Source organism: Cellulosilyticum sp. ST5, assembly GCF_046529625.1.
GTDB lineage: Bacteria > Bacillota > Clostridia > Lachnospirales > Cellulosilyticaceae > Cellulosilyticum > Cellulosilyticum lentocellum.
This window is the reverse complement of record NZ_CP132338.1, coordinates 2,192,831-2,210,577: the sequence shown is the minus strand read 5'-3', so window position 1 is coordinate 2,210,577 and position 17,747 is coordinate 2,192,831. Positions and strand designations below refer to the sequence as shown.

Annotated in this window: 15 protein-coding genes and 1 other annotated feature; of the genes, 12 read left to right on the top strand and 3 right to left on the bottom strand. The window is 33.2% G+C overall.

Annotated features, from left to right (window positions below):
- Positions 1–38 precede the first annotated feature (38 nt).
- Positions 39–1,712, bottom strand: a complete 1,674-nt coding sequence (gene recJ, locus QTL86_RS10750) for a single-stranded-DNA-specific exonuclease RecJ (RefSeq protein ID WP_410497175.1) — start codon at positions 1,710–1,712, stop codon at positions 39–41.
- A 169-nt stretch (positions 1,713–1,881) separates the two neighbouring features.
- Positions 1,882–2,093: a binding site (T-box leader), on the top strand.
- A 144-nt stretch (positions 2,094–2,237) separates the two neighbouring features.
- Between recJ and epsC the strand changes: the two genes are divergently transcribed.
- The 6 genes from epsC to sigH all read left to right on the top strand — a co-directional run bounded on the left by epsC (position 2,238) and on the right by sigH (position 10,056).
- Positions 2,238–3,074 carry a serine O-acetyltransferase EpsC gene (gene epsC, locus QTL86_RS10745; RefSeq protein WP_410497174.1) on the top strand — a complete coding sequence of 279 codons (837 nt, stop codon included), beginning with the start codon at positions 2,238–2,240 and terminating at the stop codon, positions 3,072–3,074.
- A 14-nt stretch (positions 3,075–3,088) separates the two neighbouring features.
- Complete coding sequence (gene cysS / locus QTL86_RS10740; RefSeq protein WP_410497308.1) at positions 3,089–4,504, top strand: cysteine--tRNA ligase; 1,416 nt, start codon at positions 3,089–3,091, stop codon at positions 4,502–4,504.
- On the top strand, positions 4,504–4,956 hold the full coding sequence (locus QTL86_RS10735) for a Mini-ribonuclease 3 (RefSeq protein ID WP_013656374.1): 453 nt from the start codon (positions 4,504–4,506) through the stop codon (positions 4,954–4,956). The genes cysS and QTL86_RS10735 overlap by 1 nt, the downstream gene beginning before the upstream one ends.
- A 27-nt stretch (positions 4,957–4,983) precedes the next feature.
- Entirely contained in the window at positions 4,984–5,889 is a 906-nt protein-coding gene (gene rlmB / locus QTL86_RS10730) for a 23S rRNA (guanosine(2251)-2'-O)-methyltransferase RlmB (RefSeq protein WP_410497173.1), read from the top strand.
- Positions 5,890–6,389: 500 nt separating this feature from the next.
- Positions 6,390–9,014, top strand: coding sequence for a PA14 domain-containing protein (locus QTL86_RS10725; protein WP_410497172.1), 2,625 nt, complete (start codon positions 6,390–6,392; stop codon positions 9,012–9,014).
- A 391-nt stretch (positions 9,015–9,405) separates the two neighbouring features.
- Positions 9,406–10,056 (top strand): RNA polymerase sporulation sigma factor SigH, encoded by a 651-nt coding sequence (sigH, locus tag QTL86_RS10720; protein ID WP_410497171.1) that lies wholly within the window; start codon positions 9,406–9,408, stop codon positions 10,054–10,056.
- A 125-nt stretch (positions 10,057–10,181) separates the two neighbouring features.
- Here sigH and QTL86_RS10715 read toward each other — a convergent pair whose 3' ends face one another.
- Positions 10,182–10,598, bottom strand: a complete 417-nt coding sequence (locus tag QTL86_RS10715) for a hypothetical protein (protein ID WP_410497170.1) — start codon at positions 10,596–10,598, stop codon at positions 10,182–10,184.
- 41 nt (positions 10,599–10,639) lie between these two features.
- On the bottom strand, positions 10,640–10,834 hold the full coding sequence (locus QTL86_RS10710; protein ID WP_013656379.1) for a hypothetical protein: 195 nt from the start codon (positions 10,832–10,834) through the stop codon (positions 10,640–10,642).
- Between the two features lie 261 nt (positions 10,835–11,095).
- Between QTL86_RS10710 and thrC the strand changes: the two genes are divergently transcribed.
- From thrC to QTL86_RS10680, 6 genes are all read left to right on the top strand, one after another.
- Entirely contained in the window at positions 11,096–12,574 is a 1,479-nt protein-coding gene (gene thrC / locus QTL86_RS10705) for a threonine synthase (RefSeq protein WP_127066067.1), read from the top strand.
- Positions 12,575–12,860: 286 nt separating this feature from the next.
- Positions 12,861–13,367 (top strand): SEC-C metal-binding domain-containing protein, encoded by a 507-nt coding sequence (locus QTL86_RS10700; protein ID WP_013656381.1) that lies wholly within the window; start codon positions 12,861–12,863, stop codon positions 13,365–13,367.
- A 71-nt stretch (positions 13,368–13,438) separates the two neighbouring features.
- Complete coding sequence (locus tag QTL86_RS10695; protein ID WP_013656382.1) at positions 13,439–13,957, top strand: hypothetical protein; 519 nt, start codon at positions 13,439–13,441, stop codon at positions 13,955–13,957.
- A gap of 423 nt (positions 13,958–14,380) precedes the next feature.
- On the top strand, positions 14,381–14,698 hold the full coding sequence (locus tag QTL86_RS10690) for a hypothetical protein (protein ID WP_013656383.1): 318 nt from the start codon (positions 14,381–14,383) through the stop codon (positions 14,696–14,698).
- Between the two features lie 2 nt (positions 14,699–14,700).
- Positions 14,701–15,738 carry a V-type ATPase subunit gene (locus tag QTL86_RS10685; protein ID WP_410497169.1) on the top strand — a complete coding sequence of 346 codons (1,038 nt, stop codon included), beginning with the start codon at positions 14,701–14,703 and terminating at the stop codon, positions 15,736–15,738.
- Positions 15,739–15,757: 19 nt separating this feature from the next.
- Positions 15,758–17,731 (top strand): V-type ATP synthase subunit I, encoded by a 1,974-nt coding sequence (locus QTL86_RS10680; RefSeq protein ID WP_410497168.1) that lies wholly within the window; start codon positions 15,758–15,760, stop codon positions 17,729–17,731.
- Positions 17,732–17,747 lie beyond the last annotated feature (16 nt).

Below are 17,747 nucleotides of genomic sequence, written 5' to 3'. Positions count from 1 at the left end.
CCCAAGACCTACACTAGCTTATGCCTTTTTACAGTGTTTTAAATAGCAAGATAAATACTTTTAATTTGCCAGCCTGTTTCACTTACTTGCAAGGTAATGTCACCGGTATAGTCGCCAGCTTCAGGAAGGGTATCATCATTCCAAAGAGTACTTGCAATAGATTTAGGACCAAAGTTAGCAACGACTTCAGAAATACGATGATTTTTAGCGTATTTTGTATTAAATTTAAGAGAGGCATCTTTAATGAGTAAAGTGGGAGCACTATTACCAGCACCTGTAGGTAAGAAAAGCCTTAGTTGTTTTTCTAGTTCATTAAAGTCGTACTCATAAGCGTTATAAATACATTTATCCACGTAAATCTTTGGTGTTTTATCATGTTCTGTTAAAGAGGAAGCCTCGTTAACAGCTTTGGCAAACGCGTGAATTTGTTCTACAGTGGAAGCTTTAAGACCACAAGCCATAGGGTGACCACCACCACCATCTAATAAATGAAGAAAAGGCTTGAAGCTTTGGAACATATCATATTCTTCGATAGAGCGTCCAGAACCTTTATAAGTACCATGAATAGTGCGTGAAAAAACAACAGTCGGACGATAGTACTTTTCTTTAATACGCCCAGCTACTAAGCCAACCACACTTTCATGAGCCATTTCATCAATGTCAATAATAATATCGGGTAAGGTAGTCATGGCTTCAACCTTTGCATTGACTCTTGCAATAGAGTCCATTTCCTCATCTTGGCGCTCTTTATTTAAGCTGTCTAAGCGTTGTTTAAAAGGATAAAGGGTATTAGGATCAGTGGTACGTAAGTATTCAAGAGCGGTTTCGGCACTTTCAAGTCGACCACAAGCATTTAATCTAGGACCAATTTGAAAACCTAAAGTTCCCACAGAAATACGAGAATTAATCATGGTAGCGGCAGGTAAGGCACCTTTATTAAGTGCACCCAAACCTGTTTTTACCATATGACGATTTTCTCCAACTAAAGGTGCTACATCACAGACAGTACCTAGTGCAACTAATCCCTGAATACGTGCTACTAAAGCTGGAGCAGGTTTTAATTTAAAGTGAGAGATTAAGGCTTGACCTAATTTATAAGCAATGCCTACACCTGCCAGACTTTTATAAGGATAATCACAATCTACTTGATGTGGATTAATGATAGCATCTGCTATTGGAAGCTCATTAGGCAGCTCATGGTGGTCAGTAACAATGACTTTCATTCCAAGTTCCTTAGCACTAGTCACAGCTTCTACCGCAGAAATACCATTATCTACAGTAATGAGTAAGCTTACACCATCAGCATGGGCATTAGCTACAATATCTGGGTTTAACCCATAGCCGTCCTTCTCGCGAACCGGCAAGTAATGACTAATATGAGGATAATTTAAAGCTTCGAAGACAGTGAGAAGAACGTAAGTACTCGTTACACCATCTACATCATAATCCCCTACAATACGAATTTTTTCGTTAAGTGATATACTTTCAGTAATAAGGCTTATAGCTTTTTCAATATCTTTTAGGCCTTTATAGCTTTTAGGTCTCGTAGTACCTAAAATATATTCTTTTATTTCATCTAAGTTAAAAGCATTGCGCATGCAAATGATAGCAGCAACAAAATCATAAAGTTTGTAAGTTGAAGATACCTCATCAATAACGCACTGCTCTTCCTTTGTATAGCTTTGCTGTTTATGTTCTAAAATAGTTTGCATATGAATCTCCTATCTGTACCTATACAAGTATTTTAGCTGAGTAGCTTTATAATTTCTAGTATTAAAATTTACAAGAGGTGTTGAAACTCATAATAGGCTATATTATAATGGGTAGATAGATGAAGGATTATCAAATGTTAAGATAATCGAATATATTAATGGTATAAGAATAAAAGCAATGAAAGAAAGAGTATTATGAAAAATTATGTTAGAGAAGACTCGGTTGGTGAAAGAGTTTCATAGTGATTCATAAGAAGTGCATTCTGGAGCTGGATATGTGAAGTCGTTTAGCATATCTCGTAGGCTGACGTTACCAGTAAATGAGATAGGGGATTTATGTCCCTTAATCAGAGTGGAACCGCGAGTGACTTCGCCTCTGAACAAGGAGGGGGAGTTTTTTTATTGCCCAAAAGACAATAGCTATTTGTAGAAATAGTATGTAGTACATTTGTTTGATTTAAATAAAAAGGAGTAATAACCAGTAGTAAAAATGATTTTTTTAAAAGAAGGGAGGAATAAGTTATTATGGGATATGTAAAAGAACAAATTCGTGTCATTAAAGAAAGAGATCCAGCGATTAAAACAAGTGCAGAAGTCTTTTTGTACCCTAGTTTTTATGCTTTATTATTTCATAAATGGGGACATTGGTTTTATAAGAAAAAGCATTTTTTTATAGCCAGACTTATTTCCCAGATTGGTAGAGGGTTAACAGGAATAGAAATTCACCCAGGTGCAATCATTGGAAAAGGATTATTTATTGACCATGGCATGGGAGTCGTTATTGGTGAAACCTGTGAGATAGGAGATAACGTTACGATTTATCATGGTGTTACTCTAGGGGGAACAGGAAAAGATCATGGTAAGAGGCACCCTACCATTGGTAATAATGTGATGATTAGTACAGGCGCTAAAGTATTAGGACCTTTTAAAGTAGGAGATAATTCTAGAATAGCTGCTAATGCTGTAGTGCTTCAGGAAATACCAGAAGATAGTACGGTAGTAGGTATTCCAGGAAAAGTTGTTAGAATTCAAGGAAAACGTATTAATCCTTGTGAAGACTTAGACCAAGTTAAGTTGCCAGACCCTGTGAAAATGGAAATTTGCACATTAAGAAGAACAGTAGAAGGTTTAGAAGAACAGCTTAAGTCACTAGAGCATCAAATGGGTTTATCTGATAAAGAATTAAAAGCAATGAAAAAAGCCGTTGTTTTAGATGAGTCACCAGAGATTTATGTATCACCAGAGTTTTGTGAACGTATGCAGCAGACTGAATTCATCAGACAGCCGAATCAACATCGTTGTGAAGATGAAAACTGTGAGAATAAAGAAGCTTGCAACGACTATCAAGAAAAGAATCAGTAAGGAGAAAGATAATGATTAAAATTTACAATACTTTAACAAAACAAAAAGAAGAATTTAAACCAATTGAACCTCATAAAGTACGTATGTATGTATGTGGACCAACTGTATATAACCTAATTCATATAGGAAATGCAAGACCTTATATTGTATTTGACACAGTACGCCGCTATTTCGAAAGTGTAGGCTATGAAGTTAACTATGTTCAAAACTTTACAGATGTAGATGATAAAATTATTAAAAAAGCTAATGAAGAAGGTAGATCTACAAATGAAGTAGTTACACAATATATCGAAGAAACATTAAAAGATGTACACAACCTTAATGTAACACCAGCAACCCATCATCCTCGTGTAACAGAGGAAATGGACCGTATTATTGAAATGATTAAGGAGCTTATAGAAAAAGGTTATGCTTATGAAATAAATGGGACTGTTTACTTTGATACAGCAGCATTTGAGCAGTATGGAAAGCTTTCTAAGAAAGTACTTGAGGAATTAGAAGCAGGACGTAGTGAAAGAGTTGCACTTACAGAAGAAAAGAAAAATCATATGGATTTTGTGCTATGGAAGCCTAAGAAAGAAGGAGAACCTTATTGGGAAAGTCCATGGAGTAATGGCCGTCCAGGGTGGCATATTGAGTGTTCAGCAATGGCTAAACGTTATTTAGGAGATACAATAGATATTCATGCAGGTGGTGAGGATTTAGTATTCCCACACCATGAAAATGAGATTGCACAAAGTGAATGTGCTAATGGTAAAGAATTTGCACATTACTGGATGCATAATGCATTTCTTAATATCGATAATAAAAAGATGTCCAAATCACTTGGTAATTTTAAAACTCTACGTGATGTAGGAGAAATGTATGGCTATGATGTGGTACGTTTCTTCATGCTTAATGCACATTATAGAAGCCCACTTAATTTTAGTGCAGAACTAATAGAATCAGCAAAAAATAGTTTAGAACGTATTAAAAATGCTAAAGCTACTTTAAGTTTTGCCTTAGAGCATAGCCAAATAGCAGATTTAGCAGAAGAGGAAAAGGCATTACTTAAAGAACTAGATGGTTTTAAAGCACGTTTCCATGAACATATGGAAGACGACTTTAATACAGCTGATGCCATTAGTATCATTTTTGAACTTGTTAAATTTGCCAATACTTATGCCAAAGAAGGTGCTTCACAACCATTCGTAGAAGCTGTATTGAAACTATTTAATGAGCTTACAGACATCCTCGGTTTAATTTATGACAGAAAAGGCAATAATGAAGACGGTTTAAGCGATGAAAAAATTAAAGAGTATATTGAAAAACGTACAGCAGCTAAAAAAGCAAGAGATTTTGCAGAAGCTGATCGTATTCGTGACTTTTTAAAAGATCAAGGTGTACTGATTGAAGATACGAGAGAAGGTGTACGTTTTAAACGTATATAATGAGAAAGGTACAAGAAGTCCAGATGGAAAATACAATAGAAAATCTTTTAACATTAACAGCAGGAAAAATGAATCATAAGGCGAATACGTATTCACCACTAGCACTAGCTTATATAGGTGATGGTGTTTATGAGATTTTTATCCGTACTTATGTGATGAATAAAGGTAACGCACCTGTTAATAAATTACACAAGGCTTCGAGAGAATTAGTAAAAGCCAGTACCCAGGCAAAGCTTTACTATGCCATAGAAGACATTTTAACAGAAGAAGAAAAAGCTGTTCTTCGTAGAGGACGTAATGCAAAAAGCTATTCTTCACCTAAAAATGGTGATATTGGTGACTACAGGCATGCTACAGGTGTAGAAGCTCTCATTGGTTATTTATATATAGATGGGCAAGTAGAACGGATTAAAGAATTGATTGATTTAGGGCTAGAAAAAATGTCACTTTAGGTGACTTAAAGGAGAAAAAGAAAGCACATGAGAAATGAAATGAGAAACGGCAAAGCAAAAGGAAAGAAACAAGAGCGTACAGATAAACAACCAAATCAAGAAAATAAGTTTAACAAACGAGAAAACTTTAAAAAAGAAAAGCCAGAGTTTACTAGAGGATACAATAGAAGGGCTGCGGTTCCAGAGGATTTTGAAATAGACGAAAATATTTTATTTGGTAGAAATGCAGTGATTGAAGCCTTAAAAAGTGAACGTGAAATAGATAAAATCCTTATTCAAAAGGGTGAAAAGGAAGGCTCAGTTATTAAGATCATAAGTGCGGCTAAAGCAAAAAGCATTGTTACATTAGAGGTAGAAAAAAGTAAGTTAGATGAGCTCACAGGAAGAGAAAAGCATCAAGGTGTTGTTGCTTATGTAGCTGCACATGAATATGTAAGTGTAGAAGAGATCCTAGAAGATGCAGCAGCTAAAGGTGAGCCTGCTTTTGTACTTATCTTAGAGAATATTCAAGACCCACATAACCTAGGTGCGATTATCAGAACAGCTCATACAGCAGGTGTTCATGGTATTATTATTCCAAAAAGAAGGGCAGTAGGTCTTACTGGAACAGTTGCAAAAGCGTCAGCAGGCGCCCTTGAACACACTAAGGTGGCAAAAGTAAGTAATATTGCTCAGACTATAAAAGATTTACAACAAAAAGGCTTATGGATTGCTTGCGCAGATATGGATGGTAAAGTCCTTTTTGAAGAAAATCTAACTGGCCCTATCGGGATTGTAGTAGGAAGTGAGGGCGAAGGTGTTTCAAAACTTACAAAGCAGACTTGTGACTATGTAGTGAGTGTGCCAATGTATGGAAAAGTTACTTCGTTAAATGCATCAGTAGCAGCTAGCCTTATGGTTTATGAAGTTGTAAGACAAAGGCACTTTAAATAAAAAACACTAATTCACTACTTAGCTAAGGAAAATTAGAATAAGCAGTAGTGATTTCTAGGATAGTAAAAAGCCTCCAATGATACAATGTTTGATTTCAAAAGTCATGTTAAAATCATAGGAGGCAATCCTAATGAACCACTTGAGCCTATTACATAGTAGATAAAATGACAGATAGTATATTAGAAGATATTTAATTGAATATACAGTTCGATGTAATAGCGTATTAGATGAGCAGATTACTAATGTATAAATAGAATCTAAAGACTATTGATGTATTAAGTAACAATATAATATTTAATTTTTTAAATTTAATAAATATTATACACATATATATTTACATTTATTAACCATACCTATATAATATAAGATATTAATACTACAGGTGTATATTTTAAAAGAATATGGCAACGTTTCCAAAACTACAAGAATAATAAGGAGGTGAAGGCCATTTTTATTTTAAGTTTTTTGGAAACGTTTCCAAATGGGAGTGGGGGAATAAGATGAATATTAAAAAAATCGGTAAGAGGATTGGAGCAATACTAGTTACATTTATTATGGTCATCCAAAGTTTATTGACGTATGCAGCTATACCTAGTGAAGTATCAAGCAAAAACTATAAGGAAGTAAAAGTAATATATAAGGGAAGAGAAACTAATTCTATAGTAAAAGAAGTATATAAAACAGGACAAAATGGTGGAAAGAAATTTGAAATCAAAGGAAAAGCAATATTTTATATAAGAGCTTTTGTTTATGAAACAGGTAGTCAATGTAAAACAGGGGTACAGGTTACGTATATAGATAAAAATAATAACGAAGTGAATGATTGGTGGGATTACAGTAATGCCCTCTCTAAAGAACAAGTAGGATGGCCTGAATGTACTGACTACTATGTGGAGGTTCTAGATGATTTAGAGTTTGTAGAACCTAGTATAGATCCCGATAAAACGGTTAATCCAACACAAGAAATGATATTTTCAGTAAAGGAAAGGTTTGGGGGTAAATTTAAGAGGAAGACAACCAAAGAGATAAAATTAGATGTAGGACCTAATTTTCTGAATATTAAAACAGAAGTTAAAGATAGTACTAATGTTGTTAAAGATAGTTACAAAGCGGTTTTCGAATCAGATACAGCAACAAAAGATGGTGTGAAAGTATTGAAGCGCGAATATGCTACACCTTTGATAACAGGGCTTAATTCCAAAGTTCAAGTGGATGTAGATATGCAAAATTCGAGTCTTGCAGAAGCACCACAGTACCAGGTGAAGACAGTTCCTTTAGGCACAAAGGTAGAGCTTCCTATTAAAACTGGTACATGGACATTAATAGGAACATTAAGCGGAGCTACCACTAAAGAAGAAATCACATATCCTGATGTAGACGAAGAAGCAGGCTATCTTTCAGCATTTCATTATGATGTAAGATATGGCGTTGCAAAAGCGTCAAAAGATGATAATATTCTTAGTCATGATGAGATTTTTAATAACGCGAATCGCTTAACTACGGAAAAGATTAAGCAACGTGCTATAGAAGACAGTAATAATCAGTACAGTAGTCGTCCAGAGCAAGGTGCTTTTTTCGATAACAGTAAAACGGGTGTACAGACCATGACTGCTAACTTTGTTGCACCAAAATCAGGGTGGTATTGGTTTGCTATTCGAACATCTTCATCTGCTTATGGTACAATAGATGGTAAACAATTTGTTAATGAGTGGAGGTCTATGGCAGATCAGTGGAGCGCGGGGAATTATTGGGGAGGAAATGGCTGGTATCCTAAAGATGGAGACGAAGCAAAGAACTATTATAGAGATAGTTCTAATACTGGTAGTAACGTTTTTTATCTCGAAGAAGGATCAGTGCATACAATTGAGACCAAGTGGAGACATGCAACACAAAATGATTATCGTCCTTCTTTGCAATATAAGATGAGTTCAGATAAGATCAGCTGGTCAGGTTGGCAATTAGCAGATAATAAAGTATTAATGGACCGCAACTTTACTGGTGCAGCTAATAAAGCTGTTCAATATTGGGGATATATTAGACCTGACGCAGATGGAGAATATAATCTAGCACTTTATGCTGATGATGGTGCAAGAGGTTGGATTGGTGTAGATGGTAAAGAAGTATACTTTGTAGATAGTTTGAAATTAAGTGATGCACAAAATCAAACGCTTGGTGACGTATCAGTTAGTTTAAAAGGAGAGCAAGATTATCCTTTCTATATCGAATGGTATGAAGGTGCACCACATGATAAGGCCTTACAGCCTAGAATTAAATTAAAATCGGAGCCGGAGTCTGCATATCGCAATATTCCTGATGATTGGTATCGAGCTAGTAAATCAGAGGAGCCTACAGTAACACTTAAAGACGTCTATGTAAGTGAAACTTTAAGTAAAGAGATTATATTACCTAACATAGAAGGTCAACATTATGTCATTGTTAAAACTAAAGATTCGTATGGTGTTGAAAACCAATTACTTGTAGGCCCTATTATTACAGTAGTTGGGACAGAGATAATTGAAGTGCCACCTGCTGGAACAAGTAATAACAATAATATAGTGCCAGAAAGTATATCTAATGTTAATGCAAAGATTACCTATGGTACAGATGCCAAGAAGGTTGAGTATGTTATTGATTTAAGTAATATTAGTAATGTGGCAACAGACAATGGTAATAAGGTTTTTAAAGAACTAATACAATCACAATTAAAGAATGCAGTAATAGAAATAAAGGATATAAACGGAAAAGAAATTATTAAGGACGGCACGGGAAATTATGAAAAAACTATAGTGGATAATAAGATTATCATCAAAATAAAGGATAGTAATGCAATTATCAAAAATGGAGAAACGCACGAAATCAATATTTATTTTCCAACCCGTTTAAATGAAAATGTAGCTTACTTTAAGCAAACGGGTAATGATAATACTTATATGAAGCTATTAGAGTCTCAATCCACATCACCAGTTAAAGTAAATCTTACTGTCTCAAGATGTCCAAAAGAGAGAGAAGCCTTAATAGACCCTATGACAGGAAATATTATTTTAGCAGAACAATATGCTACTACCCCAAAAGTAGATAATGTTGAGATTCAGGTGCTATTAAGAGAAGTTCCTAATATTCATTAATAAAATTTAGTATAAGAGAAGGATATTAAAGAAAGGGGATATTACGTTAGTGATCATTAGATTACTAGTATAATATCCCCTTTTGTTTATTTAAGCAGGCCTATTAACATATATATTAACTTGTAGTATACTAATAGTACTAAGGAGAGTATATTATTGTCGTAATTAATGCATATAACGTAAGGGGACAAGTTGTTATTTTAGGAGTAGACGTAAAAAGAATATCTGTTACTGAGTTATTAAAAGAAGTAAAAATTAAGAAAAGCAGTGATCAGTAATATATCAAGCACATGAGAGTATTATAAATAATTCTGTTGAAGAATGAATGAGTCAAGAAACTTTAGAAAAATGGTAGAATTGCGAAGAGGTCATATTGAGTAAGGAGCAGGTTATGGCAATTATTCAGGGAGTATCAAAAGAAAATAAAAATCTGGAAAAATTAACCGATGAAGAATTAATAGAAAGATATCGAGATGGAATAAATGAGGCAATTGAAGTGCTAGTACAACGATATAAAAGATTCGTACGTACTAAAATTAAAGCAAATTACTTTATTGGTGTAGATAAAGATGATCTCATTCAAGAAGGTATGATTGGTTTATTTAAGGCTATTTGTGATTATGATGCTCATAAAGACACAAGCTTTAAGTCTTTTGCTACACTTTGTGTGACGAGACAAGTAAGTACAGCTTTCAAAGCAGTTTCAAGACAAAAGCATATTCCGCTTAATACAAGTATATCCCTGAGTATTCCTATTAATCATAAAGGGAATGAAGAGGACGATGAAGGGATTACTTTATTAGATACAATTAAAAACAATACATCTATGACACCAGAAGATGAAATGATCAGTAAAGAAAATCTGGAGGTTCTTAATAATCAAATTATAAAAGCATTAAGCAAACTAGAATGGCAAGTATTAAATCTTTATATTAGTGGGAAGAACTATCAAGAGATTGCTAAAGAACTTGATAAATCACCTAAATCTATTGATAATGCGTTGCAAAGGATTAAGAAGAAATTAGAGAGTGTTTGTAAATAGCCAACCAATCAAAATGCTTGCTTTTAATGGTAAATTGTATTTAGTATAAAATAAAGTAAAGACGTTTAAGGTTAAACAAAAAATGCAGCAGATAGAAAATCTATCTGCTGCATTTTTTGAAAGAACTAAAAGCAACGAGGAAGTACATCTTCAATGTTATCAATGCGGTTAAAGTTAAAGTATACAATTCTTTGTGTGCAAGGGTTAATTGTTTTAAGGAAACATTTGCCGATTCCTACGATAACAACACACATTTTGCAGCCGTCTACATGAATAATAACTCTTTGATTAGTTAATTTACAAGCAACATCTCTTAAACTATTTTCGCAGAGACAATCATTATTATTCTGAAATGGGCAAGAAATACCAGTAAAGTCGTCATCACGACGTCTATCACAGCAGTCATCATCATCACGACGTCTATCACAGCAGCGGTCATCATCACGATGTCTATCACAGCAACGGTCATCATCAAAGTCATCACAGCAAACTCTGTGATTATGAGAAAAGAAATTTCTATTATTTTTTCCACAACAACTCATATTAAGTCCTCCTTATTTCATTATAAAATTATGAGACCGAATTAGCACTGAGGTAAACATTCCTCTATATAATCAATGCGGTCAAAGTTGAAGTATCTGATGTTACCGCAACCAAGTTCTAATGCACGAATATAGCAAGGGCAAACTTGAGAAATAATGACACAGAAGCTACAACGATTGGAGTGAATAATAACTTTTTGGTTTACAAGACAAGCTAAGTCATGTTGAAATCCCATATAAATACCTCCTAAGACATTAATAGTACAACTATTTTATAGAGAAGCAGGGGGTAAACCTGCGTTACATTTCTCTAATATAAGGTATGAAACTTTTGGAATTAATGTTACAAAAAAGTCGAAAATAATACATATCCCCTATAGTTAGAAAATTTAAAAATATGAACAAGTATTAATAATATTTTGCAATTACTATATAAAATGTTATAATAAAGTGATATAAGCTCACAGTGAATAAATGGAGAAAGGGAGATTAAACATATGCTATATACAAGTACACGAAAGAAATTAGAAAATATTACATCAACAAAGGCCATTTTACAAGGTATTTCTGAAGAAGGTGGTTTGTTTATTCCTACAGAACTACCTAAAATGGACTTTACTTTAGACGAGCTATCAAAATGGGGATATCAAGAATTAGCTTATCGTGTGATTAAGCTTTTCTTTGAAGATATAAAAGAAGAAGATCTTAAACATTGCATTACTCATGCATATGATGAAAAATTTGATACAAAAGAAATTACACCACTTGTACATACAAAAACAGCAAACTTTTTAGAGCTTTTTCACGGTCCTACTATTGCATTTAAGGACATGGCATTATCAATTCTACCTTATTTTATGCTTGTAAGTAAAAAGTATAATAAAGAAGAAAAAGATATTGTCATTTTAACAGCCACTTCTGGAGATACAGGTAAAGCTGCTTTAGAAGGATTTGCTAATGTAGAGGGCACTAAAATTATTGTATTTTTTCCACAAGATGGTGTAAGTGAGGTACAAAAACGCCAAATGCTTACTACAGAGGGGGATAATACTTTAGTAGTAGGTGTAGAAGGAAACTTTGATGATTGTCAAACAACAGTTAAAGAGATTTTTGCAGATAAGGAGTTTGCTAAGGAAATAGCGGATAAGAATTATAAATTTTCTTCTGCTAACTCTATTAATATCGGTAGACTTGTACCACAAGTAGCCTATTATTTTGCAGCTTATGGAAAAATGATGAAGGATGGAAAGCTTAAAGCCGGTGAAGCTATGAATGTAGTTGTACCAACAGGCAACTTTGGTAACATTCTTGCAGCTTATTATGCAAAACAAATGGGACTTCCAATTCAAAAACTTATCTGTGCATCTAATACGAATAAAGTACTTTTTGATTTCTTACAAACAGGTACTTACGATAGAAATAGAGAATTCCATTTAACAACTTCACCTTCTATGGATATTTTAATTTCTAGTAATTTAGAGAGACTCCTTTATCATATTAGTGGAGAGTCTACAGAAGAAGTCTGCAGTTTGATGAATGCTTTAAAAACAAAAGGGCAGTATACTATATCAGATGAAATGAAAGCTAATTTAAAAGATTTTTATGGTGGTTATGCAGATGACCAAATGACAAAAGATTATATTAAGAAAGTATATAATGAAGAAAATTACCTTATGGACACGCACACAGCTGTAGCTTATGCTGTATATGACACTTATGTAAAAGATACAAAAGATCATACACCAACAGTGATTATATCAACAGCAAGCCCCTATAAATTTACAGGAAGTGTAATGAGTGCAATTGATGAGAAGTATGAGGGGGTTAATGACTTTACTTTATTAGAAGAAATGCATCACCTTATTCAAGGAGCTATGCCAAAAGCTATGGACCAAATAGCGACAAGACCTATTAAGCATAAAAAAGTATGTGAAGTACAAGGTATGAAGCAAGTTGTTAGTGATTTTTTAGTATAGTATAGGGCCTATGCCATATTTTATAGATACCCCTATTAAAAGGAAATATTTTTATAGGGTGCATCTAAAAATAAGGAGTGGTAAATAGGAGAGAAATAATGTATAATAGATATGCTAAAGAAGTAATAACAGCATGAGCTAAAGGCGCTTTTTAAATGTGACCGGCCAAGGGTGAAGCATACCATGACGATTGCTAGGGGAATAAAGAGAGTACGTAGTAAAGCCAGTAGTTTTAGTAATGGTGAAATCCTAGGCACATATTTAAAGTAAGAAAAGGAGAATACTAATGACATTATTTGAATTATGGAATAATTACGGTGAAGATGCAAAGGAAAGATCTGTAGAAGAATACAAAAAAGTTGTAGAAAACTACTTAGGTAGAGAAAGAGACGTTTATAGCCATCTTCTTTCTAATGTTGAAGAAGTTGTAGAAGGAACTATTGCAGAACTTGGTAAACGTTTTAATATGAACGAAGTAGAATTTTTAGGTTTTGTTGATGGTATTAATACAAGCTTAAAAAATGGTGAATATGATTTAACAGACTTTACAGGAGAATCAGCAGTAAGATTAGAATTTGACCTTAAAAAATTATACTGGAATATGTTAGACGCTAAAGCTGAATGGCTTTATGGTTTACCACAATGGAACACACTTTTAACAGCAGAAGAAAGAGAAGAAATTAAAAGAGAATACAATAAAACAAAAACAGTTGTTAGAGGTAAAAAAGTAGGACGTAACGAACCATGTCCATGTGGAAGCGGTAAAAAATATAAACAATGCTGTGGAAAATAACTGCTCATATGAGCAGTTATTTTTAGAATTCTGCAAAGCAAGTAGCATTTAAAGTGGAAGGGAGCCTCAAAATGGATATAAAGTGGTCCTATTATTTAGTTGTTATCATTTATGTATTAGTACTTGGCCTTCGTCTGACTAATATGATGAGTACAAGAAGATTTAAGAATCAATATAAAGAATATAAAACAGTATTTTCTATAAAAAAGGATTTCTTTACAACTGTAAGTACCGCATGTATAGTGACAACAATAGCTATTAATGTAGCGGCGCTCATAGGAGGAAGACCCATCAATAAGGATAGCATTATCATTACATTACTTGTAATAGGCTTTACTATTATTAATAGTTGTTATACTATTATTTTCACAGAAGCAACAACAAGTGTGTGCTGGTTAGGGTATGAGCTAAAACAAGGAGATCTTGAAGACGTAAAAATCAAAGAAGGACATTTAAAAACAACAGTTAATATGACATTAACCAGAGAAATAGATAGTTATAATTATGCTAAGCTAGTTGTGTTTGGAAAAAATAAAAAGGCATTAGAAACAGTTTTAGAGGATTTGAAAGTAAAAAAAGTAACTGAGTAAGAAAGCGCTTATTCTACAAATAGTATTGTGGAATAAGGGCTTTTTTTGATGTTAAGAAAGAATAAAGAAAATGATAATGGCTATTAAATAGGTAAATAATGATTTCTAAAAAGGTATTACAAGATTAATGAAAAACGAACTAAAACTCAAATGGTATTAGGAAAAATATACAGATGTAAAAGTAGAAATTAGGCAAAATACAACAAAAAAAATAAAAATGCATAAATAAAAGTGCTAAAATTAGTCGAATTAAACATAACAAGATGAATATAAAATTATGAGCATGTTAATGAAATGTATATAATTGAAAAATAATCTTCCTTTTTTAAAATAAAGTGATAGAATAATAAAAGTAATAAAATTAATAAAACAAACAACACTAGTAAGAACAGAATATAATGCTATTTTAAGTGAGGGATTGTTATGGAAGATATCATTAAACAAATTGTTCAAATTGACTCTGTAGCTCTGAATACCAAAAAAGGAAATGAAGAAGCCTTAAGGTTAAAAAAAGAACAATATGAAAAAGAAATCGCAAGTTATAGACAAGATACGTTACAGAGAGCTCAAGAAAGAGCAAATGAAATCTATGAGCAAATTGTAGCAACTGGCGTAAGTAGGCACAATCTCGAAGAAGAAAAGTGTAAGAAAACTGCTCTTGCTGTAGAAAATCGTTATTTACAAATAGAGGAACAATTATTACAAGAAGTCTTTGAAGAACTTCTCGGAGTGGAGGGATAATAATGAATCCTTTTGCAGCATATAGAGCAATTAATACTAAGATTCACGGGAAAAGAAGAGTACTTCTTAACCAAAGTGAATGGTCAAAGGCTGTTGAGTACAAGAGTATAACTCAAATGATTGACTTCCTAAAGAAAAGAGATGGTTATAAAGAGTTAATAGAAGCCCATAAGGGTGAAGAACTCCATCGTGCTGATTTAGAGATGTTATTAGACGGTTATGTTGTAAGCCAAATAGAAGAGATGCTTCACTATTTTTCAGGTAGCTATAAGGAATTTTTTAAAACTTTTCTAATGGAATATGAAATTAGTGACCTACAGTTACTTCTTAGAATTATTTCAAGAAATGAAGATTTAGAAGAAGTTCGCCATTTATTTGTTCACTCTGAAAGATGGGGAATATCTCAGTATAATAAATTACTAGCTTGTAAAACAGTATCTCAATTTGTTGAGGCTCTAAAGGGAACAATCTATTATCAAGCTGTTAAAAATATTACTCAAGATGACATGGACAAAAGAGAATTTCATATGGAAATGCAACTTTATATTCTGTTTTATAAAACATTAATGGAAAGAGCCAGTAAGTTAAGTAAAGCTGATGAAGCATTAGCTAAAAAAATGATAGGTACAAAAGCTGATTTTATTAATGCACAATGGATTTATAGGGCTGTCAAATATTATGATATTTCATCAGAAGAAATCCTTATTTACAGTTTACCTTGTGGAAACAAGTTAACTTATAAAAAGCTAAAACAATTAAGTTATGCAAAAAGTGTAGATGAGTTAAAGAAAATGATACAAGAATACCTGGATTATCCTTTATTTGAAAAAAATGAGGATGCTTTTCTTCATTGTATGGCTGATCGTTATCTATTAAAATATGTAAGCCAAGTAGGAAGAGAAGGGGAGAGTATTCAAGCACCTATTGCCCATATTTATACTTTACAAATAGAAGTAAATGATTTAGTTGCACTAACAGAAGGTGTGAGATATGCTTTGTTAGAAAATGAGCTAAGGAAGTATTTAGTTCATACAATATAATGAGTGGAGGAAGTTGCACATGGCTATTGAGAAAATGAAACTCTTAAGTCTAGTAGGCGCCCTAGATGAAGAATATGCAATACTTCAGGAGTTAGTACTTTGTGAAAAGGTACATTTGAATTTAAGTCATAGCGAAGCTTACGATAATAATTATTTAATGCATGAATATGAGGCTATGCTACCAGCTAGCAGTAGCGTAAAAGAAGAAAATTATGCAGAACTTGAGAGTAGTTATTATAACATTTTATCTAATTTAGAAACTATGGCTATAGATTTAGAATTACCAATGCATTTTATTAAAGAAGATATAAAGGCATATACTAGGCAACAAGCACTTGAAGATTATGAAAAAGTACAACAAAGTATTGGACCCAATATCGAGGCAATTAGTGAAAAAAGAGAACAAATGAAAACACTGGAAACACTTAATCAGAATTTAAGTTGTATTAACAGAGACATTGATTTTGCAGAGCTCAATCATTTGAATTACTTTAAATATCAAGTGGGGATGCTTTCTAGAGATAACAGATTACATATTAAGAAAAATCAAGAGAACATTAGTGCACTTATTTTTGAAATTGGAGAAATTGAGGCATCTAGAGAAGACATTTATATTATTTTTTATTTAAGGGAATTGGAAGAGGAAACAGAAAAACTACTAAAATCTTTAAACTGGAATAAGTTAGAACTTCGCCCTGGTGCAGAGGGAGAAGTAGTTGCTTGTAGAAAAGAAAATGAAAGCAAGATAGAAATTCTGAAAAAGCAAATTGAAAGACTAGAAAAAAATATTTTTGAAAATAGAGGGGAACTTATTCTCCTTTTAAATAAAATTTATACCAGAATAAAGCTAGAGCTTAAAATTATTGAACTAAAGAAACAAGTCTTTAGGGGAAATAATGTATTTGTACTTTCTGCTTGGATTAGATCCAAAGATTATCGCAGACTGGACGAGCGCATCGGTGATGTCACTGATAAATATGTCATGATGGCTAAAAAACCAAGTGAGTTAGCTCAAGGTGTAACACCACCAACCAAGCTTAAGAATAATTGGTTCTTTAGACCGTTTGAACTTATTGTGCAGCTATATGGTTTACCAACATATCATGAAATAGATCCAACACCATTCCTAGCTATTACCTTTTGCCTGATGTTTGGTATTATGTTTGGTGATATTGGCCAAGGTTTTATTTACTTTCTGGCTGGCTTTTTGATTAGCAAGAAGATGGAAACAGCAGGGGGTATATTAAAGCGCTTAGGTGCAACTTCAATGATTTTTGGATTTGTTTATGGTAGCGTTTTTGGTTTAGAACATTTGCCAGTTATTTCTGATATTGCCCTTGTCCAAGGAGGCCCTTTGAATAAAGCTAATATTATGCCGATTTTAATTGTAGGTGTAGCTTTTGGTGTGGCAGTGCTTACTATATCTTTCTTGATGGGTATTATTAATGCTTTAAAAAGGAAAGATTTAGAACAAGCATTTTTTGGAAAAAATGGTATTGCAGGATATATATTCTTTATAGGACTGATTTCAGTGGCGTTATGCTTAGTAAAAGTAATTCCAGTCCCAGTATATGTACCTGTATTAGTAATGCTGCTCATGTTAGTGGTTATGGTTTTCAAAGAACCACTTGCACATTTAATGGAGGGCAAACGTCCTCTCATACATGGTGATAAGGGGTCTTACTTTATTGAAAGTGGGTTTGAAGGTATAGAAACCATACTTTCAACTTTAAGTAATGCCATTTCCTTTATTCGTGTGGGTGCTTTTGCACTTAACCATGCGGGTTTATTTATGGCTTTTTCTGTTATGGCAGAAATGGTACCAGGAATTCCACTTAAGATTATTATTTTAGTACTTGGTAATGTACTCATTTTAACATTAGAGGGATTAGTCGTATTTATTCAAGGATTAAGACTTCAATATTATGAAATGTTTAGTAAGTACTTTGGTGGCGATGGTATAGCCTATGAACCAATTCAATTAGAAAAATAAATGTTTTTATATGAAA